The following is a 24,501-nucleotide window of genomic DNA, read 5'->3' on the forward strand; positions in this document are numbered from 1 at the left end:
TGTATACTGGCAACTACTCCCTTGCCGTCGATTCCTGAAACGGACTTTTGATATGTCGATTCTTCGCTACTCCGTCACTGCTGCTTTCAGCTTGACTGCGATCGTGATGGCCTGTGCTGCGGCCCATGCCCAGAACATCAACTATGCCACGAACCAGTCGAACTACACCTTCAAAAGCAAGCACGGCAACTTCGAGTTCACCGGCAAGGCGCTCAAGCGAGAAGGGGAGTACGTCCTGTTTCGTAACACCGACCGTACCGAGATCTGGATGCCGGTCAAACACCTCAGTAGCGAAACGCTCGCCTACTTGAAGTATCTCAACGGCGAAGGCCCGGCACCGACCGGCATTACGGCCTTGCCGATGAACGACTCCACTACCGGCCCAGCCACCGGAGCGATGGCGAACAACAGCGCCGGCGGTACCTCGACCGACAACGGTACTTCCACGCCGATGGACACCAAGCCGGCCGATCCCGGTAAGGGAGACCCCGACAAGATCTACACGCCTGGCACGCCAATCGATGTGCTAGTCGACAGCAAGTGGTATCCCGGCAAGGTCTTTGCCCGCCGTCCTTCGGACAACGCCTACTTCGTTTCGTACAGTGTTGATGGCCGACCGAAATCGGCTTGGATTCCTGCCGTCGAGCTTCGCCCTCAGGGTGGCGAACAGCCGATGACCGACAGTCCCATGACGGACGAACCGATGACCGACAAGCCGACGGAGGAAGCCCCAACCACCGACGATACGACCTCCGGCGATCTCCCTTCGTTCACAGGCAAGCAGGTAACGGTAACCGCGAAAGATCCGGTGGGCTACGTGGTCGGCCCGGTGCATAAAGGGGATGTCATCTCGCTGCAGTATGTTTCCGGCAAATGGAAAACATGGGGCGGCATCGCCAGCGCCTCGCCAGACGACGAAAATGTTGCCGGTGGCGACAAATGCCGCATGGGCATTTGTGCCTTGTTCCCCAATAACGATCTGCAAAAGCTGACGCTGGTACCAGGGCTAACGGTGAATAACCCGTTCAGTTGGACGGCCGATAAAGACTACGAGAAGATCATTCTGCAGGTCAACGACGACGACGGTGACTTCGCTTCCAATCCGGATAAAGACGTCACCTACGCCATGTCGATCGAGCGGGCCGCCGCTCAGTAAACCGTAACTTTAGGCAGCGCGGCGAACCGGGCTAGTGGTCATCGCTTCGATCTGGCTCATGCTGTAGCGACCGAAGCTGAGCTCTCCCTTGGCATCTTTCACTTCCCACAGCACCAGGCTCTTATCGTTGAGCATCCGCGGGATCCACGAGATCGACTGGCGGATGCTTTCGACATCCTGGTCGGCTGAAATGATCAGCAACTGCACGTCTCGGAACGCGTTCGCCACGCGGGGCAGGGCACTGGCAGCGTCGCCGGGAACAAGCTGAACTTTGGCTCCCAGGGCATTGAGCGTTTTGTGGGCGGTCTTCAGCGGAATACCATCGCCACCGGGGCGACCTTCGAACATGTCGATGCCCAGGAACTGGATTTGGCAATCTTCGGCGTAGAGCTGAGCGAACTCAATGATCTCTTGAGCACGCTGGGTCTTCCCCAAGCCAACCTCCGCGATCTTTACGATCGGAGCATGCTGGCGGATCCACGAGTAGATTTCTCGCTGATGGACCGGCTTGGAAAACCACGACTTCAGCAAATAACGAAAAACACGCCCGGCAGCCAATTTTGATTCCCTTCAAAACGACGCCCATACTTTTAGTAGAAAGACACGAACGTTTTTTCGGCAGAACGACGGCCTGGTCCGCAGTTTTTCCGCGGCTACCTGCAAAGGGACAGACGGCTCCCCTTAAAGCTTTGGCAGATTGCCTAAACCAACTATGCGTGGGACATACTTTCCTCACTTCGCAAGGCGTAAGCGATCCCCGGTACAAACCGTCCAATGTAGGTAATTCTTACGCCTGGGTATCGCACGTTTCCTGGAATTGATAAGCTTCGAGGACCCAAATGGTGCGCTTCGGCGCCCGGAAGGCCGCGCTGACAGGAAGCAGGTTGTCGGCCGACTCCAGCTGTCAATTTGAAGTGAAGAGTGTCGTTTGTGAAATACGCATCCATAGGTCCCATCTCTACTTACCTTCCCCAAAGGATTGAGACCAACCAGCAGCTCCAAGACGAATTCCCGAGCTGGGACATGGATCTCATTTATACCAAGACCGGAATCGCATCGCGTCATATCGCCGAGCCCGGAGAGACTGCGTCCGATCTGGGGGTGAACGCGGCCCAGCGGCTGTTCGAAGAGCACAACATCGATCCGCAATCGATCGACTTCCTCCTCTTCTGCACGCAAACGCCTGACTATCCCCTACCAACGACGGCCTGCCTGATGCAGCAGCGACTGGGGCTACGGATCTCTTGCGGAGCGTTGGATTTTAACCTGGGGTGTTCAGGGTTTATTTATGGCCTGTCGCTGGCCGAGGGGCTCATCCGTGCTGGCATCGCCAAGCGTGTCCTCTTTATTACGGCTGAGACCTACTCCAAGTACATCGATCCCGACGACCGCAGCCTGCGGACGATTTTCGGCGACGGAGCCGCGGCGACACTGCTGGAAGCCAGCAGCGAACCAACGCTTGATGGCTTCCACTTTGGTACCGATGGCAGCGGTGCCGACACGCTGATGGTGACCGACGGTGGTGCCCGCCTGGCTGAAGACGCCCACACGCCGCGGCATCGCAAACGCTGGAACAGCCGCTTGTACATGGATGGTCCCGCTTTGATCAACTTCACCGTCGGGGCGATTCCCCAGTTGGTGCAAAGCATCTTCGCGGCCGCCGGGATTCCGAAATCAGAGGTGGAACTCTATCTATTTCATCAGGCGACCCGTAAAATGCTGGAGCAGTTGCAGGAAGCCCTGGAGATCGAACCCGATCGTATGCCCATTGTATTAGAGACTGTAGGTAACACAGTCTCGGCGACGATTCCCCTGATGATTCACGACTTGCGACAGCAGAATCGACTGACCAAAGGATCCAAGCATCTGCTGGTGGGCTTTGGCGTCGGTTGGTCCTGGGGCGGATGCATCTGGCACGATCATTACGGCAACGGTGATTGACCCGTTTGTTCTGACTCCTGAGGAGCTACGCCAGCGATGCAATCTTTGGCCGGACAATTTCTGATTGCGTCTCCCTACCTTCCCGATCCTAATTTCCTGCGAACCGTCGTCTTGATGGTTCAGCACGACGACGAAGGGGCCCTGGGGCTGGTGCTTACTCGCCCGATCCATGTCACCGTGCAGGAAATCTGGAAGAACGTCTCTGGCGAGAGCATCGACGCCCCCGAAAACGTGCTGCAAGGGGGCCCGGTCGAAGGTCCGTTGATGGCCCTGCATCAGGAAGAGAAACTCGCGGAGCTGGAAGTGATTCCCGGTGTCTACTTCTCGAGCCAGCGCGAGAACATCGAACCTCTCATCCGCGAAAGCCGCAACGAGTTCCGCTTGTTCCTCGGCTACTCTGGCTGGGGTGCCCAGCAACTGGAAGCCGAAATGGAAGTGGGAGGTTGGCTCACGCTGCCGGCCACCAAAGAGCAGGTCTTCGAGACCAACAACGACCTCCTCTGGAAAAGCGTCTCCGGCGAAGTGGGCACGAACATCATGCGCGAATCGCTCAACCTGAAACGCATGCCGCAAGACCCGAATATGAACTAACCGGTCGGCGAAGTGAGATGTTCCCGAAGGTAACGTAGGGTGCGAACAACGCAGCTAGTTGCACCATGTAAAACGCTAAGTTAGTAACGCCCTCGCATGCATTCTTCCGTCAGCTCCAAAGGAGCGACCGTTAATAGCCAGGGGCGGTAGCCCCTGGAAAGCCTAATAAAAACGTCTTAAGCCCCAAGGGGGCGGCCGAACGGATACTCGCGCATTCGGCCGCCCCCTTGGGGCTTAGGACTCATTGTGGTGGCCATCGATACCAGGGGCTTCCGCCCCTGGCTATTAACGGTCGCCCCCTTGGGGCTGGCAGGCGATGGCTGACCGCGTTCGTTGGCCGAGTGCCAGGCTCAATTCTGCTTGAGCGTGCTGTGATACTGGCTGAGGCTTACAGGACCGGCGTTAGGCCAGTTCCATCTTGAAGGGGGAGAGGTTTTCGATACCGGTCTCGGTGACCAGGTAGTCGTTTTCCAGCCGCATGCCGAACTTCAGTCGGGCATCGTAGAGGCCTGGTTCGCAGGTGAAGACATCGCCGACGGCGAAAGTATCATCCCAGCATGAATTCAGGTGCGGGGCTTCATGCGGGTAAAGGCCGATGCCGTGCCCCAGGTGATGAGGGAACTCGCCGATGGGGGCTGCTTTGAGGATGTCTTGAACTTCCAGGAACAGTTCTTTGCAGCTCTTGCCGGGCTTCACGACCGATTCGAGGTGAGCGAAGACCTTCATGATGTAGGTCCATGCTTCCTGCTGCTCGTCGGTGGGCTTGCCGTTAACGGCGATCGCGCGGCTGTTATCGGCAAAGTATCCTCGGAAGGCCGGCCCCAGGTCGAGAATGTACAGTTCGCCATCTTCTACGCGGCGATCACGGGCAGGTCCCCCCATCTCGCCGCTGGCGTAGTCGTTGCCGGTACCGGTCAGGGCTTCGCCAAACTGCACCACGGCGGCCGCTTGCAACTGGTTGAAGACTTCCAGCTCGTTGATGCCGGGGCAGATGATCTCGCGGGCCTTTTCGTACATCTTCTCGGTGCCGCTGATGGCCATGCGGATCTTGGCCAGTTCATCGGCGTCTTTCTTGCGGCGTTGCCGGTAGATTTCAGGCTCAACATCGATCAGCTCAGCGCTGAACTGACTGGAAACGTGAACCGGGTAACTGGAGTACTCTACCCCAAGACGTTTGATCGAGCCAGCTTCTTTTAAGATCGCGAGAAGCTGTTGGCTGGACGCGGCGCGTTGATCGTTTCGCAGGGTGCAAAGCCACTGAGCTTCGTACGTGCGAATCTCGTCGGCAGCGGCCGTTTCGGGGGCTTCGTTCGGAGCGACCAGGGCCAAGCGGCCATCGGCAAACAGGACAGCGGCGGGCGAAAACTTGAACTCGTAGCGAGGGCCGGCCAGCCATTGGACGTGCTCGTTCTGCGTGACAACGATGGCGTCGAGCGATTGGCTTTCCAATGCGTTCAACAGGCGTTTTTGACGGCTACGGCAGGCCTCGACGTCGATTCCAAGCATGATTGTGCTCCGCTGCAATGATCTTGGTGAGATAGGATGAATGCGGAGGACAACCTAACAGCCTGGGAGCACGCTGAAAAGTATGCCCAAGCGCTGAATTTCCCGATCCCCAGTGCGAGCAAAGATTTGCAGCGCGCAAAACAAGGGCCGCCCCCGGGAAGGCGCGGCCCTTGCTTGCGATCTTGATGGCTATTCGCCTCCGTCGAGCGATTAACCTTCCAGATCCGAGTTGAAGTCCCAGTCGGCGAACAAGTCGTCGACCTGGGTCGAGTCGTCTTCGATGGCGAAGTATTCGGCCCCTTCAACCGAATCAACCAACAGCAGCGAGGCATCGTCGACCAGGATGGCCACGGCCGAATCCAGTTCTTCGATTTGCTGTTGTACTTCGCTGGACGAAGAGGTGGTTACGCGGACGCCGTTGCGGATCAGTTCGCTGTAGACGGCCGGCGAGATCGCGGCTTCGTAGCCGGTACGGCCACTGACGCTTTCAACATCGACCACCTTATCGAACACGAACCCGACAGGGCTTTGGGTTTCGACCACTGGGGCGATCGTTTCTTCCACGATGGCCTGCGTGGTTACCGTGGCATGCAGAGCAGCCGTTCCACCCAATACCGAATGACCGGCGAGGGCCGAATCGTAAGCCGTTTGCAGGATCTGGACATCCAGAGCCGAAATCAGCTTGCGTTGACCTGGATCGAGGGCAGCATTCATCACGTCGCCCATGTGCTCGGTTGCATCCAGGTGCTGAGCATAGTCATCCAGGACGGCGACAAAGTCGGAACCGATGAAGAGTTTGTTCCCTTCGTGATCGGTTACCACGTTGTCTGCGAAGCCAGCGTAGTGCGACATGAAGCCGTACAAGTGACCCAGTTCGTGCAGGATCACGGTGTACAAGTCGTACTGGCCTTCAGCTGGGCCACCTTCCAGGTCAGAGCTCCAACCCAGACCGGCACCATCGTCATCCAGCGTCAGGATACCGAACTGCGGCAGGCCGTTTTCGTCCAGAGCCAGGAGTTCTGCTTCACCCAGTTGGGCATCGCCGAAGTCTTTCACCACCAGCTTGACGTCGATTGGATCTTCCCAACCCAGAGCTTCTTGCCAGTCGCTGACGGCTTTGTCGAAGACTTCCTGCAGGCTGTCAGGCCCATTCAGTTCGGCTCCCTTACCAACCCACATCTGGGTGAAGGTTTCAGGGTACTGAATGCTTTCCGCATTCAGCTTGTTCTTACCGTAGTTCTGGATGAAGGCCGAGAAGTCGCCCAGGCCAACCTTACCGTTGTTATCGAAGTCCAACGCGGCCAGCATGGCGGTGTCAGCGGTTAGCGTCGACTTGCCGTAAGCACTGATGAACTGGCTGAAGTCCGAGATGCCGATCTTGCCGTCGTCGTTGGCATCGTAGGCAACTGCCCAGACATCGACGTCCGCCACTTCGGTTACCCCAGGAACCACTTCGCCAACTCCGCTGAGCAGCAGCTTGGTGTTGGAAACAGACAAGCCGAGCGACTCGGCGGTCAGGTCGCCACCGACCGAGACGTCGATGCCGTCGCCTGGCAGCGATTCGAGCTTGACGCGGCCCAGCAGGACGAACGAGCCGTTGCCCAGGTCGTACTGCTGAGACTGGCTGCCCAGACCGGTGATCAGGCCGTTGGCATCGTCGATCGTACCGGTGCGGCCGACACCCATCGACGAGGCGTATTCGATCTCAGTAGCCGTGAACAGGTTGGTGTTGTAGGCCAGGTCGAGCGAACCACCGTAGAGACCGGCGGCATCGGCCGTGTTGCCCCAAACTTCAACCCACAGCGAATCCCATTCCGAGGCCCAGTCGACATTATCAGGCAGCTCGGCTACCTGGCCGTTGGCATCGGTACCGGTACGGGTCTTGTTGACCGTGACAAACAGGCCGGAACCATCTTCCAGCGGCTGTCCATCCTTGGCGAAGACGGTACCTTGCAGCGGTACTGCACCACCGGCCGTCGCCACCACGGTTCCATTGAAGAAGAAGTTGACCGGAACCGACGAGCCACTGACGTCGAAGGTGCCGGAGATGATTCGGTTGAGGTCCAGGGTCAGGACGTAACCGCCAGCTCCGTTGCCTTCAATGCTGGAGCTTTCCGTGCCGTTGGTTGCCAGGCTGAGGCCAGCCAGGGTCTCGCGTTCCGCAACACTCGCACCTGCACCATTGAAGGCGGTCTTGGTCTGAATGTCGGCGAAGCCGGCAGAGATTCCCATGCCGAAGGCCGACGAGTCGAAGCCTACGTTACCGTTGAATGGATTGCTGCCCAAAACCACTTCCGGGCTACCGGCGATACGGATGACTGTTTCTCGCACGGCGACGAAGTGATCGGTAGTGATGGTGCCGCCATTGCCGGCATCGACCGACTGGTGAGCTTCCACGCCGAAGTTACCGGCACTGGTACCGTTGACGATCGGGTTACCGCCGTCGACGGTTGGTTCACCTGGCGTGTAATTTCCGCTATCGGCCAGGAACAGTTCGGTACCGATGATCTCGAACGAGCTCGGGTTCGTTGGACTGCCGTTGAACAGGACAAAGATGTTACCGGTGAAGCTCGATTGATTCCCGGTACCGTTTTGTCCGATCACTTCCAGGCCACCGATGGTGCTGACCTCAGGAGCCCCTTGAACCGCGAGGACGGCTGGGCTGTTGTTGGCACCTGACACGACGGTGAACTTGGTGGCATCGACGATTTCAACCGGCGTGCTGGCGATGGTGATCTGCGACATGTTGATATCGGTTTCGATATCAGCGGTTCGCGGAATGCCCGTTTCAGGGTCACCACCCATCACGACGTCCGCTTCGTCGGCACCGTTGAGGGCGATGCTCGTTTCAGGATCGCTGAAGTTGATCGAAACCAGGTCATCGACACTGCCGATGCTAACACCTGCCTTGGCTCGCAATTCGAGGTAGCCAAGACGGACATAGCTGCCGTCGCCACCAATCGAGTTGAAGCCTGGGATTGGCGGTTCCAGGTCGAGCGGATCTGCCGAACCGAAGAAGGCATTGAAGTTATCGACCGAACCGTTCGCCCATGTGATCGGGTCGCCACCTTCACCCAAAGCCTGGGCCGGGGCCACGATCGAAATCACGTCGACCAGGTCGTCACGGTATTCCAAGCCCAGAACCACCAGGCGGAAGCCTTCGATCCAGGCGTTGCCGTCGGCGACATCATCTTGGCCGACCAGGGTGGTACCCCAGATTTCGACGAAGAAGGTTTGCTCGTCGGCGAAGCGATCGGTTGCCGTTGGCAGGCCAGCGGAGTTGACGCCGTCGAACCCACCGGTGCTATCCATGGTTGGATTGAGCACAGGAATGAACTGGAAGTCAACCGACTTTTCGTTGGTGACCGAGACGGTGATGTTGAGCGGCGTGGTTGCCTGGAGCATGTCCACGGTGTCTTCCACAGCGATCAGTTCGATCTCAGTCGGAGCTCGGTCCTGATCGACACCGAAGTATTCAAACGTCACGACCAGTTGATCGTTCACGTTGTCGAACACGGCACTGACGATGTGGCCTCCAGCGGTGAAGTCTGGGGTGTCCATATCGAAATCGGTGTTCACCTGCAGCAGGATGTCATCCCCTTCAGGATCGGTGTAGAAGCTGGAGACATCAATATCAAAGCGTTTTTGGAACGTCGACCCGGCACTTCCGTCGGCGATTTCCTGAGCCGTCAGGTTCGCTTCATCAACGATCGGCAGGGCAAAGTCGGCCCCGATGAACTCGGGAGCTTCGTTGACGTCGCCCACGTTGATGGTGAACGACTTGGAATCGAACAGCTTGTTCGTGCCTTGCGTTGGACCGCCGTTGTCGGTCACCTTGATTTCGAGCGTGTAACTCTGCGTGGTCTCGAAGTCGATCGTGGAATTATCCGCGATCGTAATGTTACCGCTGCTGTCGATCGCAAAGACGCCGTTCGGATCGCCACTGACGATTTCATACGTAAACGTGTCGACGATCGTGATATCTGGATCGCTGATCGCCACCGTACCCACCGCGGTGCCGTTGGTGTCGTCTTCGACGATGCTGAACGGACCTGGGTTGTTGGTGATGACCGGGGCTTCATTGATATTGTTGATGGTCACCGTGATCGACATCGGCGTCATGTTCATCGCTTCGTCGATCGCGAACACCGTGAAGGTGATCGTGCTGTTCTGCTCGAAGTTCAGATCGGTACCATCCTGGATGCGGATGTCGCCGTTGTTGTCGATCGAGAACGTGCCGGTTGGATCGTCGATGCTGTAGGTAACCGTTTCCCCTTCGGGATCGGTCGCCGATACGGTCTGTACGATGGCAGTACCATCAGGCGTGTTTTCATCCAGCGAGAAGTCGTAGTTACCCTGATCGAAGGTAGCTGGCGGGTTCTGGAAGACGCGAATCGTCAGCGTGAAGGGAGCGAAACCGAGATCGGTGTTCGAGTCGAGTCGGTCACCGCCAACCCCGTCGTTGTAATCGAACGTCAGGGTGAAGAAGCGTTCCTGGTTCACGAAATCCATGTCCGGAACGTTCTGGATCAGCGAGATCGTGCCGTCGCTACCCAGCGCGAAGTACTCGTAGCCGGTACCACCCATCGTAACCTGCGAGTAGTTGATCGTATCCCCTTCAGGATCGGTCACCGTCAGCACGCTGGAGATGTTGCCAACGGCAACGGGCGTACCCGAGAACTCGTCGTCGACGTCAGCAAACGAGATATCGAACGGATCGGTTGGGGTGTCGTAAATCGGCAGTTCGTTCTTTGCGTTGATTGCGATGTCGATCGCGCCGGTAACGGTGCTGTTGGCTTCGCCTTGGTTATCGTTGGCGGTAATCGTCAGCGTGATGCTCGGCGGAACTAGCCCCTCGAAGTTGAGCATTTCAGCTTGATCGACGACGATCTTACCGTTTTCGATCTTGAACGCACCGGAAACGTCGGTGGAGGTTCCTGTTACGACGGCCGAATCAATGGTGTAGGTCAGGTTGGCAGCAGTGTCGATGTCGGCGAATGCACCACTAAGGGTGTACACTTCGTCGCCGGAATTGGTCGTGAACGAACCAGTTGACGACTGGACGAATTCGTCGACGTTCACGCCCGCTGGGGCGGTGAAGGTTGGCGTGTTGTTTTCGTCGGTAACGGTGATGGTGATGGTCTTGATGGTTTCGCGGCCGACGAAGTCGGTGGCAACCAGGTCGATGTTGAACACACCACCGGTTGCTCCCATCAGGTTGACGTCGATGAACGTCAAGTTGTCGGCATCGGCGACGACCAGTTCGTAGGTGTCGTCGTTCGGGTCGCCGGTACCGTTGTCGCTGACCAGCTGCAGAGCGAACAAGTCCACCAGGGCCTGGCTGGAGTTTGTAGCACTAGGAGCCAGGCTGAACGTGATGGCATCGTTCTCGGCATCGGTTGCAGTGACGATGACCGAAGGATTGAGGCTGGCTCCAATGATGATGCTGCCATCGACGTTTTCTTCGATGGTAAACGCGTTGCCAACCGGCGAGGTGAAGACAGGAGCTTCGTTGTCGGTGACCTTAAACTGCAGCGTGTAAGGACCGGTGCTCAGGTCCTGGTGATCCGTGAGGGTCGCGTTGTCGTCGTCCATGTAGAACGTGATCGTAAAGATACGCTCACCGTTCACGTCGAGATCGCCCTGGGTCAATTCCTTCAAAAGGGTGATCGTGCCGTCGGAGTTCAGACGGAAGAAGCCGTCGACATCCTCAGCGGGCACAGTGAACATGTCGTCGCCGGCATAGGTGAGAACATCACCTTCTGGATCGACCAGGCCGATATTACGAATGACATTTCCGACTTCGCCGACTTCATCGACGTCGAGCAGGGAAATGTTTGGCGTCAGGTTAACCGTACCACCGTCAATGGCCGGCAGTTCGTTCCGGTCGGTGAGCGTGATATTGACCGTTGCATTTTTGGTAATCGCGCTTCCCAGTTCACCGCTTCCCAGACCGTTCGCATTGTCTGTAACGGAAACCGTGAGGGTAAACGACTTCTGGCCGTCGACTTCCTCGAAGTCGAAGACCGAGTTATCGAGAACCGTGATTTCACCCGTCGCGGAATCGATCGCGAAATATGCCGAATCCCCACCTGGAACGATCGCGTAGGTCAGATCGCCTGGGGCATCATCGTCGGCATCGACGTCCGTTGCGGAAATGAAACCAACCGAGTCGCCAATATTGGCATCTTCAGGCAGTTGATCGAAGGTGAATGGATCACTATCGAATACAGGGGCTTCGTTGACATCCAGAACATTGATGGTCAGCGTGATGCTGGTGGTCAGTACCGAGCCCACTTCACCCAGCCCATTGCCGTCCAGGTTGTCGGTAACGTCGATATCGAGCGTGTACTGCTGCGTGCCTCCTTCAAAGTTCAGGGAAGCCGTGCTAATGACGGTGATCTCGCCGGTTGCACTGTCGATTTCAAAGACACCGACCCCACTGCCGCCGGTGATGGCGAACGTGAACGGTGGATCGTCTTCATCCACGTCGGTGGCGGTTACCGTGGCAACGAGCGTTCCATCGGCCGAGTTTTCGGCCACGTCAGCCGTGGTGCTGCTGGTGATAACCGGAGCTTCGTTGACGTCGATCACATTGACGGTGGCAATCTGGGTTACGGTGTTCACGCCACCGACTTCACCGGTGAGGTTATCGGTAACCGAGATTTCCAGTGTGTAGGAAGTGTCGGTTTCGTAGTCGAGCGTGGCCGACTTGACGGTCACCACGCCGGTGCTGGGGTCGATATCGAACAGCGATGCACCTGTACCGCCGATGATGGCGTAGGTCAGGTCGCCAGGTGCGTCATCGTCGGCGTCGACGTCCGTTGCTACGATCGGGCCGCCACCGAGTTCAACTCCGATAGCGGAGTTTTCTTCAATGGTCAGCGTGTAAGGATCTTGAACGAAGACAGGAGCTTCGTTGACGTCGTTGACGTTGATCGTGATGTTCTGGGTCGTGACCAGACCTGCACCGCCGAGGCCATCCCCCTTGCTGTCGGTGACCTGAATTTCGAGCGTGAAGGACGTCTTGTCTTCAAAGTTCAGCAGCAGCGGGTCGTTGACCTGAAGTTCGCCGGTGGTCGCGTTGATCTTGAACGCTCCCATGTAGCCAGCATCGATGCCGGTGATGGCGTAAGTCAGCGTATCGGTAGGACCATCGCCGGAACTGGCGGTGACGTTGCCAAGCGATGTTCCAAGAATCGAGTTTTCGTCGACAGAGAAGACACCAGCATCGATGGTTGGCGCGGTGTTACGGAAGACCGTGAACGGCGTGGGGGTCGATTGATTGCCGGCAGCATCGGTGGCGACGAATGTGAAGTTGTTTTCACCCAGGGCCAAAGCGATGCTGTCGCCCAGGACGAAGGTGAAGTCGCCGGAACCATTGGCAGTCGTCGTAGCAACGACAGTCGAGTTGCTATCGAGAATGGTTACGATGGCGTTGGCTTCGGTCGAGCCGGTGAAGGTCGCCGTGTTTTCTGGAGTCAGATTGGCGTTGGTTGGGTTGTTCGTCTGTACGATCGCCGAAACGTCGGCCGGACTAACGGTGTCGATCACAATCGTCAGTGCCGTCGAGGCAATGCTGACGTTGCCAGCGGTATCGGTGGCCTTAGCGGTGATCTGATGGGTACCTTCCGCCAATCCAGCGCCCATGGGGACGGTGAACGAAACGTTACCGGAGCCATCGGCCACGGCGGTTCCCAGTGGCGTGCCACTCAAGTCGCTAAAGAAAGTCACCGTGGAATTCGCTTCCGCGGTGAGCGTGAAAGTCGGAGTGGTGATGTTGGTCAGGTTGTCCGTTGCGCTCGTTCCCGAGTCACTGGCGGCGATCAGATCTGCGGTGGTAGGCGCACTTGGTGCCAAAGTGTCGAACTCGAATACCAACGAAAACGGCGTGATGCTGGTGTTACCCAGTTCGTCTTCGGTGGTAACCAACAGGGTGTAGCTACCCGTGTTGAGGACCGTACCGCTGCCCAGCAGGGCATCCAGGTCGGCGATGCTCAGCGTGAACGTGATTTCGTTGTCGGTCTGGTTCAGGCTGGAGATCGACGGTGGAGTCACCGTGTCGGCCAGGTCAATGCTGCCGCCGGTGCCACCTTGAATGGAAACCTCAGCCGAGACGATCTTGCTAAAGTCAGAGATCGTCCCTGAGATGCCGGTAGAGTCGCTAGTGATGTTGTCGGTGTCAGAGCTACCGGTGTCGACAGCAACAGCAGCTTCGACAGCAGGTGCCTCGTTGTCACCAATCAGGTCGAGGATGACCGGAGCGCCTCCCTTGTTCGATTCGACGTAACCGACTTCGAAGCCATCAATCTTGCCGTTCAGGTTGGCGTCGAAGGCGACGTTGTACTGCGACTCGTTGAAGTTGATTCCGTAAACGGATTGGAAATAGGCAGCCGTGTTGTGATTGCCAGCACCGCGTGCTTGCAGTTCGGCGGCAACGGCTTGCATGTATTCGTGTTCGGAAACAGACTCATCGCCATCAGTCGAACCGAAAAGCATTACTTCCGCCAGGAACCCGCCCGATCCCGAAGTTCCCCCGACTTCGATCGTGAAATTCTGGCCGGCAGATACCTGGAACAGCACGATGCTGTCGGTGGTACCATTGGCGTCGGCCATGGCCTGCATCAGTGGTACGTGGTTGGCAGGATTGTTGCGATCAGCGTCCTGTATAAACACCAGCGGAATGGCTGGGTCCAGGTTGCCACTGGTGCCATGGATTCGCAGGGCAACGATTGCCGAACCCGACATCGGGTCGACTTCCAGTTGCAGGTCTCGCTTTTCGCCCGGCGAACCAATTTCAAGGTTGTCGACGAAGTCGAGCGTATTCGCAGCGAGGAGGTCACGAATCTCGAGACTTTCCAGTTGCATGCTGCGAGCACCGCGAATGGATTTACGCGGCTTGTTGGAAGCGAGGGGGAGATTACGAACGAGAGTGTTATTTTTCATTCTTTGCACCAACGGCCAATCAAAGTTCCCGGGGAATGGTCGGTTTGCAGTTCTAAGTGGAGAGTGGGGTTTACAAAGACTAGGAAGAAGGGGGTGTGCCTAGCCTTGAGACTCCGATTTCTGAACAGACAGTCCACCTGGATTAGAGAGGAATGCTCGGATCAGGTAGTTCCATTAAAATCAGGGGTTGTATCAATTTCAATGAATTACTAGGAATCTAATTGCCCATTCTCACTAATTTGCCCATACAACGCGTCAATTCTGAGCTAAGCGTCAAAGTCCACCTCAAAGGCGCGGCCTCCAGACACACAAAAAATCACGTAACCGCCTATAAATAAACACGTTACTGCACATCACCTGCCCCTGCGATTGGCGTGTCGCTCAATTTGCGCAGGACAGGTAAAATGGCGATTATGCCAGCTATAGCGATTCTACCGAGGAACATCTGCTCGAAATCATCCAGATCGCTCACCCTTTGCTTGTCAGGCGTTACGATCAGACCGGTTATGCCAGTCGACAGTGATTGCGCGTCTTCCCTAGTCAGCAGTGACGAGTCTGTGCACCCCAAAAGAGGTAACAACAAGATAGGGTATCTGCGTCAACTTTTCCAGCCCTCAAGAAGTAAACCTAGTGATATCCGGTACTTCCGTCAAACTTTTGGTGGCCACCAAACCGAATCCAATACGGACAACGCATCCGTTTCATTTCACACGGATATTGCCAACATCGCGAAAGATCGTTGCCAACGGAATTCACGACACGTTGTACTAGACCCGCTTCCCAGAGGCATCACTTTGGGATTTGAGTACAAGGAATGGGAAACATGCTCCGTCGCCTGACGACTGCCACCCTGGCAATCGGCGGCCTCATTGCAGGCCTCAATACAACTCAGCTGCCTGCTCAGGACTTCCTCGACACCGAGGTACGCCCTACCGAGCTAGAAGTGGCTCCCATTCTGTATGCGGAGTCGACCGCGAATGAAATGGCCGCCAGCCAAGCCGTAGAAATGCAGCTGAGCAATTGCGCGCCATGCGAATCGGGCACCTGTGGGTCGTATTGGGACCAATGCTGCTCGGGCGACTGGTTCATGGACGGGTGGCTCGAGCAGGGCTACACGGCAAACACCGATCACCCAGGCAGTAACTTCAATGGCCCCTTGGGGTTCAACGATCGAGCCGACGACTACCAGCTGAACCAGCTCTATCTGACTTTCGGTAAGAAAATCGACGAAGACTGCTGCTCCTGGGATTTTGGCGGCCGTGTCGACGTGCTCTACGGTACCGACTATTTCTGGGTTGAATCGAACGGCCTGGAACGTGAACGGGACGGCTCGCGGAAATGGAACGGCCAAGGTCCGCGCGATGGAGATACCCGTGCCCTCAATGGCCTGGCATTGCCTCAGTTCTATGCCGAGACCTTCATCCCGGTTGGTTCCGGCCTAAAAGCGAAGTTCGGGCACTTTTACTCGCTTCTAGGCTACGAAGCGGTACCCGCTCCGGAGAACTTCTTCTACTCGCACAGCTATAGCTTTGTATACGGTAACCCCAAGACGCACACCGGCTTTGTGACCTCCTACAGTCCAACGACCTGCTTCACCATTCAGGCCGGTATGACCAACGGTTGGGACAATTTCGAGAACATCAATGGTGCCTATGGTTTCCTGCTGGGCACGAACTGGACCAACGGCGTTTCCGGGCTGTCGTATGCCATGCACACCGGCAGCGAAGATCCGACCGGAAGCCAGAACCGTTACACCCATACGATCGCCTACACGCGCAAGCTGGGCTGCAACTGGGACTACGCATTGGTGCACGACTTTGGGGTACAAAACGACGTTGCCCTCGACGGAGCGTTTAACGACAAAGACGCCTTCTTCTACAGCTTCACGAACTACCTGTACTACCACTGGAACGATCAGCTTTCGTTTGGTGGTCGTTTCGAGTGGTTCTGTGACGAAGACAACTGGCGTATTCAGCAGATCCCGGTCGATGCTTTGTTCACCGGTCGCAACTACTACGATGTCACGCTGGGTGCCAACTGGAAGCCATGCGACCACGTCTTGATCCGACCAGAAGCTCGGTATGACTGGTCAGACCTCGTCCCTGCTGGTCGAGATGGTGTCTACAACGACTTCCTAAAGAAGGACATGTACACCTTCTCGCTTGACATCATCTTGTTCTTCTAGAACTTGATACAGAGCTCGTTCCAAGTGGGGCATCAGCAGTGGCCAGCCCAGCAATGCTGTCACTGCTGGCGAGACAATCGCGCAAATCGAACTAATTCCTATCAACTGGGTGGGTCGGGAATACCGATACGATTGATACGATTTGCAGAATCGCCCCTCAAAGGTTTGCGCGGCTCCCTGGCCCGCATGAGCAGCCATGAAAAGCTATCAAACTACCAAAATCGTCGCTTGTTCCTTCCTGTTAGGCGCTATCCTGGCTTCCCCAGGGCTTGCGCAGACCAGCGTGAAGGCTTCAGCACCACGTACCGGCTCGCAGGTCGAACAAACATCGGCTCTCATGCCAGCATCCGCTGTTTCGCTGGAAATGGGCGAAACGATGATCGAGCCGGCAAGCTCCTGCTGCGGGAATTCTGGCTGCCTGGAATGCGCCGGCGTCTGCTCGTCTCCTTGCTGGAACCTGTGCGATCAGTGGTTCCTCAACGGCTGGCTGGAACAGGGGTTCACCGGTAACCCCAACGCCGACGGAGGTCTGATTGGCCCCGCTGGTACCAATGGGCCACTGATCTTCAACGATCAGGCCAACGAATACATGATGAATCAGCTTTACCTCTCTTTCGGTCGAGAGGTTTGCCAGGATCCCTGCACTTGGGACATTGGTGGTCGTGTCGACGTGCTCTACGGTACCGACTACTACTTCATCCAAGCGACCGGACTTGAAACTTACGACGACAATTCGCAGAAGTGGAACAGCAGCACCGGTCCACGCAATGCTGGCAATGCCGGCCTGTACGGTATCGCACTGCCACAGTTCTACCTGGAAGCCAACGTACCGTGGGGAAATGGTCTGAACGTGAAAGCAGGCCACTTCTATACCATCATGGGTTACGAGTCGGTAATGGCTCCGGAGAACTTCTTCTACTCGCACTCTTACATGATGCAGTACGGCGAACCGTTCACACACACCGGCATTCTGGCCAGCTATCCGACCTCGTCGTGTATGACCTGGTACGGTGGTGTTACCCGTGGCTGGAACACCTTCGACCAGCCTAATGGCCAAGTTGGTTTCCTGGGTGGCTTCCGCTGGGTAAGCCCTCACGAGGCAACCAAGCTGAGCTTCACGCTGCAGACCGGCAGCGAAGACCCAACCGGCGAGAACAACCGCACGACCTACAGCCTGGTATTTCAGCAACGCATCAACCAGTGCTGGACCTACGTGATGGAACACAACCTGGGCGTCGAAGAAAACGCCCGCCTGAACACCTCGAACGACCTGGCACAGGCAACCTGGTTTGGTATCTCGAACTACCTGTACTACACCGTCAATCCATGCCTGGACTTGGGTATTCGCTTCGAGTGGTTTGATGACCGAGACAACGCACGTGTCTTCGGCCTGGCCAACGACAACGTCGCCAGCGGCGGAGATTACTACGAGCTCACGTTGGGTGCCAACTACCATCCGAACTCGTGGTTCATTCTGCGACCAGAAGCTCGTTGGGACTATAGCGACCTGTCCGCCCCAGGCATCAGCGGTGCCTATGACAACGGCACCTCTAAGAACCAGTTCACGATCGGCTTCGACCTGATCACGGTATTCTAAGCCCCAACGAAGTGCCGCCATGGTAAGAGCCTGGCGGCACAAAGCTTGAACGACCTTAGTCTTCGTCGCTGCCGAATAGCTGATCGACCGCCGAAACGTAGAAGCTCTCTTCCAACACGTCGGTATCCCAGTCGATCAGACGCTCGCCAGGCAGAATGGTTGTGCTCATTAGACCATCCGCCGAATGCTCTAAGCCGGCGACATGACCCAGTTCGTGCATCAGCACCGACAGCAAGTCGATCTTGCCGGAAGCAGAGGAAGTACTCGTGGCGAGCAAACGGCTGCTCTCGCTGTCGATACTGTATTCAGACGAGTCGAGCGGAGTCAAATCGATGAACCAGCCCCAGCCAGCAGCGTCGTGATCGAGATAAATCGTGTTCCCGATTGTCGATGCTAATTGGCTACCAGGCAGGTCGACGATCTGAATCGTCACCACGTTGGTATCATTCCCGATGCTCGAGGCGATCACCTCCGGCGGCAAGGCAGCCGTAACAATGCCAACATCACCAGACGTCAACGACGCAGCATTGCCACCCACGTTTACGCTTGAGGTGAGGATCGAATCGCTCATGGCCGCTTTGAGCAAAATGGGGGACCAATCGAACGAATGGCTCGGCCCATTATGCGAATCCCCGAAAGCGGTTCGGAAGTAAGAGAACCCGCTGCCATACACGTCGCCCGTCAAATCGAAATCGATGAAGGCATTCGAGCTGCTGCTTCCGATCGCGCTAATATACGCACTGAAGTCGGCAACACCCACTCGCCCGTCGTCGTTCAAGTCGTAAATCATCGGTAGCAATCGCACCGACAAATCTACGTCTGACGTGGGACTACCGACCACGCCAACCCCGTCCACGGTTAGCGATACGCCAGACATCGAGGTCAGGAAGTTATTGAAATCGACGCCTAGCGTTCCACCAATCTCCGGAGCATCCAGACCATTGGCGACCGGCTCGAAGCGAATTCGTCCCAAGCGGATACGTTGCCCTGCGCTCAAGGTAACGCCGGAGGAGGTCACGTTGAGCGTTGCGGTGCCGGCTGCATTATTCACGCCGGTACCTGTTGCGACGGTAAAGTTTGAATCGAGAACGATCGAGGTGGCCCGATAAATGGACGAATCAAAGTTCAATGTCGCGGCAGCCGCGGTAATGGCATCACCACCGGTGCCATCAGGCGTGCCCCAAACCTCTACCCAGAAGGAGTCCCATTCGCCGATAATCTCGTCGCTCTGCGGTCGGCTATCGACGATCCCATCGCCACCGGTGTCGGTCACATCGCGGACCGCGGTGATGGTGAAATTGGTAAGGCCGCGCACTTCAACGGTGACCGTCGCGGTCGACTCCATCCCGTCGTCGTTGATCGTGTAGGTGAAAGTATCGGAACCGGTGAAGTTGGCCGCAGGGGTGTATTGCACATGGTCGCCAACAACCACCACAGTCCCACCGGCAGCGGTGCTACTCGAGTCCAGAGTAATCAGGACAGAAGAATTCGCTTCGCTGGGGCCTCCCTTGTCGTCGTTCTTCAGCACCGGCAGCAGGGTTGCCGTATCTCGATCGGCAATGAAGATGTCGTCTAGTGCTTCGGGCTCGTCATTGACCGGTGCCACGACCAGGCTCACCGTGGCAGGCGTACCGTAAAGCCCAAAAGCATTCGCCACGTTGTATTGAAACGAAACGGTGCCGTTGTAGTCGGCGGGGGGCGTAAACGTGATTTCGCCCGTCGTGTTATTAACGGTCAACTCGCCGACAGCCGGTTGCGACAGAAGATGCAACGTTGACGGATCCAGCGTGCTGTTCGACCCGTTATCGTTTGCCAGGGGATTGAAAGTAATCGACGTGTCTTCATTCAGATTGACAACATCCTGAGCCAACAACGGCCGGTTCGCCACGGTGACATTGATCACATCGTAGTCGATCAGGCTGGGAACAATCTCACCTTCGAGGTCGTTCGAGGCAGCGACCATAATCTTGTAAACACCAGGTGCGAGTCCTGCGCTGGCATTGATCTGCAGCACACCGGTGGTGGCATCCACCGAGTAGGAAAGCCCATTGGGAGCGTAATATGGGAGCCGCTTTGATGTATCCGTATTGTTACTGGGGAAGTAACTTTGGTCATGATAGACGATCGCCCCACTATCCCAATCCTTGGCGCTTAACTGAAACGTAAAGCTACTGTTGGGCGTCATCGTGACATCGGGAATGAACGACAAGTAGGGATTCGTGGTGTAGTTGTCATTAGGAGCATACGATACGTCGAACGACCGGCTGAGGGTGTGTCCTTGCCCGTCCGACACCGTAACCGTAATCGTGTCAGTTCCCGTTGCCCCATCGGGGATCTTCAATCGCAAGACACCATTTTCCATATCGACGAAGGTTGTCACTTCGTCCATGACGACCTGCCACTGGGGCGTCGTACCGCCGCCGGTGTACGTTCCGCTGATCGACTCGCGAACGCGTTCGCCTTCGGTCAGAAAACCAAAGACCGAATGCTGGAAATCCAGATGCGGGGCAGTCCCTTCCATAATGAAGAACTGCGAGTTGTTCGTATCGTCGAACGACTTGGCGAACGACAAGACCCCCGTGCCGTTATGGCGAAGATCGGGATCGTACTCGTCTTCAAAGTCCGACAGCGTAGACCCGCCGGTACCGTTGCCGTTGGGATCGCCACCCTGAATCACGAAGCTTTGATAGATCCGATGGAACGTCAGACCATCGTAGAAACCGCTCTCGGCCAGTTCGATGATGCGCGAGGTCGCACGACTGGCTTCCTCTTCAAACAGATAGAACTCCATCGTGCCGTAGCGCGCGTTGTAAATTCGCAGGCTCTTGTTTCCCTGCATCACCGTTGCGATGACGGTCCCTGACGACGAGGTCACGGTGTACGTCAACGGCTGCCCGGAAGGGGAGTAGCCATCCAATGCAATGTGATACGACTGCCCCGAGATCAAGTCGTTCTGGTCTGGGATCTCTTCGAAGTACAGGTCCTCGCCCTGCGGGATGGTGATGCCGGTGTAGGCGATCAGGTCTTCGATTTCCTGCACCCCGGTAACACGAGTCCCATCCGCGAATACCCAGGTAGGAAGTTGCGTAATATTCTTCTCGACACCAAGGGCATTGAGCGTGTGATTGGGATTGGTGACTTCTTCGAACGGCAGTTCGGAATAACCATCGCCGAACATCGCTTTCTGCCTGGTGCAGTGGGGGCACCAGTCGGCACCGTAGAATTTAGCTCCGCTATCGAAGATCGCTTTGGCCAAGGCTTTCAAGTCGACGTTGTCGTACGTGACGCCATTGACGGTGATCGATTCCCCCTCCAGAGCCAAGGCCTCGCTGGCCAACGCGCCATCGAGAAGTTGTCGCGATTCAAGCTGCTGCCCTTGTGGTTGCCATTGGCCGCGACGTCGCTTTTGCGCATAGCACGGCGTTACCCGTCGCCGGTACGAGGCGATCGCCGCACTCAGCAAAACGATCAGCAACAGTCCAACGACGACGGTAGCAGCGAAAAAGAATAAAGGTTCAACAACGGCCATGGAGTCTAAGTCAGGCATGGGGATACTGGTGTGGGAAATCACTTAGTCCGACAGGTGCCAAAACAGCTAGGGTGATCATCGTAAATGTCACAAACCCAAGCTTATATGGTACATGGGGTAATAATACTTTCCAGTAAACTTCCGCTTATAAACCCCTAAAGTAGACACTCCCTTAACCTCTTGGACGCCCGCTACGGGAGTTTCGTTCCTGGATTGCGCATAAAAAAACGCGGAACAGCCAAGGCCGTTCCGCGTTTGGATTTACGTTCTCAGTCGGGACTATTCAGCTGACTGGCGCTGAGCCGAAGGAATCACGCGCTTTTGGATGTCGGTTTCAAGGGTACCGAAAGCAGCTTCGTGACGCTGAACGGCCATGTGCAGAGCCCCCAGCATACGCTTGGCGGTGTAGTAGTTCAGGATGATTCGCTGCTGGACTTTGATCTTTTCTTGCGACTGAACCATTGGCTGGGTATTCAAACCGAAGTCAATGATCAATTCCTCTGGCGTGCCGGTCACACGGCAGAAGTTGGCGTAACAAGCGATCGCGCTGGTTTCGTCCAATTCAACTTGCTTCGGTGCAGGGGCAGCTTGACCTTGGTTTTCAGGGGCGTCCGACATGTAGATTGTCTCCTTGGAATTTAATGTTCACCGTAATGGTATTGAGCTAGTTTAGTCAGGACCCTCGGCACTTCGAGATGGCCCAAGCATAGTTTGTCACATCAAAAGATGGCTTCAACCAGCCCTAACCATCAAAACCGTAACAACTGGAAGAAAGCCCGAGACTTTACGTAAATTGGCGACTACAGGTAGAAATGGAACGTCCGCGAGATGTATCGCCACAGGCGAGTTCCCATTGGTTCCCACTGTACCCAGACCTTCGCCCGGCCACGCATTCCCAGCTTCAGCTCTTCGTCGATTCCGTTCAAAGGAACCTGCGCCGGGAAGGTCGCGCTCTGGGGACGTAGCCGTCCTGACTCTTGGTCGGTTATGGCCGGCAGTTCGCCTCCTTGTTGCGTGCTGAGGGCAGGCGGAATGAACTCGACCTCTTTGCTTCCCATGACGGCGATGCGACCGGTGAACGTTCGGCCTGGGAAAGCATCGAGCTTGATGGCGACTTCCTGATCGGGGTTCACCAGTTCGATATGATCCTGGTCGATATACAGCACGGCTTCCATCTCGTCGGCGTTGCCGATCTGGCACACGATGTCACTGGTCGAAAGCTTGGCTCCTTCGTTCTTTTTGTCGAAGATCGAACCGGACCATTCAGACAGCATCCCGCTATCGCCGCCTCGGCTTTTCTTATCGGGAACGGGGAACACGGTTCCATCAATTGGGGCCGGCACGTCGATCAGTGCGACCTGCTGACGTTTCTTTTCAAGCTGTTGGTGAACAGACTTCAACTGCTGAATGACTTCGAGGTAAGTCTGCTCGACTTCGCCTCCTTGCTCTGCCCGCAACCGCTGGTTGTTGAGCGAATCGGAAAGCAGTTCGAGCCGTTCCTCTTCGTTTTCCAGCTCCGAAAGTTCCAGCAGCAAGTCGAGGTTGGTAACCCGTGCGAGCTTGGTGCCTTGGGTAACCTGCTGACCAGGCTTGACCAGCATGCTTTCCAACTGACCTGGCACGACCACGAAGACGCTCTCGGCGTTTCTTGGTTGCACTTCCACCGGGCACTTTACCCATTGGGGGACGGGAACGTACACGATTCCCGCGATCACCGCTGCCACGACCGAGGCGGTAATCAACACATTTTTCCGCTTCACCTGTGACATTCTCCCAGGGACATACAGGAACTTGCACAATTGATAGATAGGCATGACCACCAAACCGTAGATCCCCGCCAAGGCGATCATCTGACCGATGACCTGCAAGCCGTACGGCTTGAAGACCTGGTTCAAGAAGAGCATGATCGACGCGGTCACGAACAAGCGATAAACGTTTGACGCAACGGTGTAGAGGCCAAAAAAGAACTGGTTTCGTTCCGGCAGGAACGGATCTTCGGGAAGTTCCATTCCCAGGCAATACTTCGACATGTAGCGATGCAGCACGCTGCTCGCCTTCTGACGCATGTTCGGAACTTCCATGATGTCCGACAGGATGTAATAACCGTCGTAGCGGAGCAGGGGGTTACCGTTAAAGATCACCGTGCTCACCGAACTGACGAACATGACCTGCAGCGCCAAGTGATTCAGCAAACCAGGCTCGCTAAACCACCAGATAAATGTGGCGATACAAGCCAGGAAAACTTCGACATACATCCCCGCCGCACCGATCATCGCACGGTGCCACTTGTTGGGCAGCATCCACGAGTCGGAAACGTTGCAGTACAAGCACGGCGTCATCACCAGGAACATGACACCCATTTCGTGGCATTCGCCGCCGTATCGCTTACAGGACAAACCGTGGCCGAATTCGTGCAGCACCTTGGTGAAGCCCAGCACGGCACCTAGCAGCAGCCAGTTCGACGGTCCGAAGAACTCTTGAAACGACGGCAGCCGACTGCGGAAGACGTCGTTCTGCACGGTAACCAGCCCGACCGCCGCGGCACAAAGCAGCGCCACGAAGATGAACGCCGGCATCGTAAAGAACCAGCGAGTGTACGGATTGAGCGCGGTCAGCAGACGATCAGGATCGAAACCTTTGAAGCGGACAGCCAGGATGTTGGACATCAACTGGACGGTCTCTTTCCACTTCCGCTCGTCACGACGAGCTTTCAACTGACGCCCCTGGTCCATCGCCGTGGTGATCACCAGACCGCTGCGATGCAAGGTTCCGATGAACTGCTGCAGGTCGGTAAAGCTGATCTTCTGCGGCGCGAACTCTTTCTCGAACTTCTCTTTGATCTCCTGCAAAGAAGTCTTGCCATCGAGCATGCCCAAAATGGCGTATTCTTCTTCCTGGAAACGAAAGTAGTTCAGCCCAATTGGTTCCTTCACGACCCAGTAACCACGCCCCTGGTAGGTATGCTGCCGGGCGGTGAGGTCTGGACGTTTACGCAGCGGCAGTGGACGACTGCTACTGGCAACCAAACTGTCTTGAAGACTGACCAATGC

The 24,501-nt window shown here is 56.3% G+C and carries 11 protein-coding genes; 5 read left to right on the forward strand and 6 right to left on the reverse strand.

From position 1 onward, the window contains the following. Positions 1-52: 52 nt before the first annotated feature. The gene (locus C5Y96_RS21425) at positions 53-1,156 is read left to right on the forward strand and encodes a hypothetical protein (RefSeq protein WP_105357633.1); all 1,104 of its coding nucleotides are present in this window, start codon (positions 53-55) and stop codon (positions 1,154-1,156) included. 9 nt (positions 1,157-1,165) lie between these two features. Here the strand turns inward: C5Y96_RS21425 and C5Y96_RS21430 are convergent, their stop codons facing one another. After that, positions 1,166-1,714, reverse strand: coding sequence for a hypothetical protein (locus C5Y96_RS21430; RefSeq protein ID WP_105357634.1), 549 nt, complete (start codon positions 1,712-1,714; stop codon positions 1,166-1,168). A 372-nt stretch (positions 1,715-2,086) separates the two neighbouring features. On the opposite strand from C5Y96_RS21430, the gene C5Y96_RS21435 reads away from it, so the two are divergent. Then, on the forward strand, positions 2,087-3,097 hold the full coding sequence (locus C5Y96_RS21435; protein WP_105358114.1) for a ketoacyl-ACP synthase III: 1,011 nt from the start codon (positions 2,087-2,089) through the stop codon (positions 3,095-3,097). A gap of 36 nt (positions 3,098-3,133) precedes the next feature. Next, positions 3,134-3,688: a YqgE/AlgH family protein gene (locus C5Y96_RS21440; protein WP_105357635.1), complete on the forward strand. Its 555-nt coding sequence runs from the start codon at positions 3,134-3,136 to the stop codon at positions 3,686-3,688. Positions 3,689-4,090: 402 nt separating this feature from the next. Here C5Y96_RS21440 and C5Y96_RS21445 read toward each other — a convergent pair whose 3' ends face one another. Together C5Y96_RS21445 and C5Y96_RS21450 are read right to left on the reverse strand one after the other, a co-directional pair. Further along, the gene (locus C5Y96_RS21445; protein WP_105357636.1) at positions 4,091-5,194 is read right to left on the reverse strand and encodes a M24 family metallopeptidase; all 1,104 of its coding nucleotides are present in this window, start codon (positions 5,192-5,194) and stop codon (positions 4,091-4,093) included. A gap of 210 nt (positions 5,195-5,404) precedes the next feature. Beyond that, positions 5,405-14,140, reverse strand: coding sequence for a cadherin domain-containing protein (locus C5Y96_RS21450; RefSeq protein ID WP_105357637.1), 8,736 nt, complete (start codon positions 14,138-14,140; stop codon positions 5,405-5,407). Between the two features lie 823 nt (positions 14,141-14,963). Here C5Y96_RS21450 and C5Y96_RS21460 point away from each other — a divergent pair. After that, complete coding sequence (locus C5Y96_RS21460) at positions 14,964-16,325, forward strand: outer membrane beta-barrel protein (RefSeq protein WP_158261354.1); 1,362 nt, start codon at positions 14,964-14,966, stop codon at positions 16,323-16,325. Between the two features lie 196 nt (positions 16,326-16,521). Next, positions 16,522-17,922 carry an outer membrane beta-barrel protein gene (locus C5Y96_RS21465; RefSeq protein ID WP_105357649.1) on the forward strand — a complete coding sequence of 467 codons (1,401 nt, stop codon included), beginning with the start codon at positions 16,522-16,524 and terminating at the stop codon, positions 17,920-17,922. Between the two features lie 55 nt (positions 17,923-17,977). Here C5Y96_RS21465 and C5Y96_RS21470 read toward each other — a convergent pair whose 3' ends face one another. The 3 genes from C5Y96_RS21470 to C5Y96_RS21480 form a co-directional block, all read right to left on the reverse strand. Next, positions 17,978-21,469, reverse strand: coding sequence for a peptidylprolyl isomerase (locus tag C5Y96_RS21470; RefSeq protein WP_105357652.1), 3,492 nt, complete (start codon positions 21,467-21,469; stop codon positions 17,978-17,980). Positions 21,470-21,730: 261 nt separating this feature from the next. Next, positions 21,731-22,069 carry a DUF3467 domain-containing protein gene (locus tag C5Y96_RS21475; protein WP_105357655.1) on the reverse strand — a complete coding sequence of 113 codons (339 nt, stop codon included), beginning with the start codon at positions 22,067-22,069 and terminating at the stop codon, positions 21,731-21,733. Positions 22,070-22,251: 182 nt separating this feature from the next. Then, on the reverse strand, positions 22,252-24,498 hold the full coding sequence (locus C5Y96_RS21480; protein WP_105357658.1) for an efflux RND transporter periplasmic adaptor subunit: 2,247 nt from the start codon (positions 24,496-24,498) through the stop codon (positions 22,252-22,254). Positions 24,499-24,501 lie beyond the last annotated feature (3 nt).

The organism is Blastopirellula marina, assembly GCF_002967715.1.
In the GTDB taxonomy this organism is placed as follows: Bacteria; Planctomycetota; Planctomycetia; order Pirellulales; family Pirellulaceae; genus Bremerella; species Bremerella marina_B.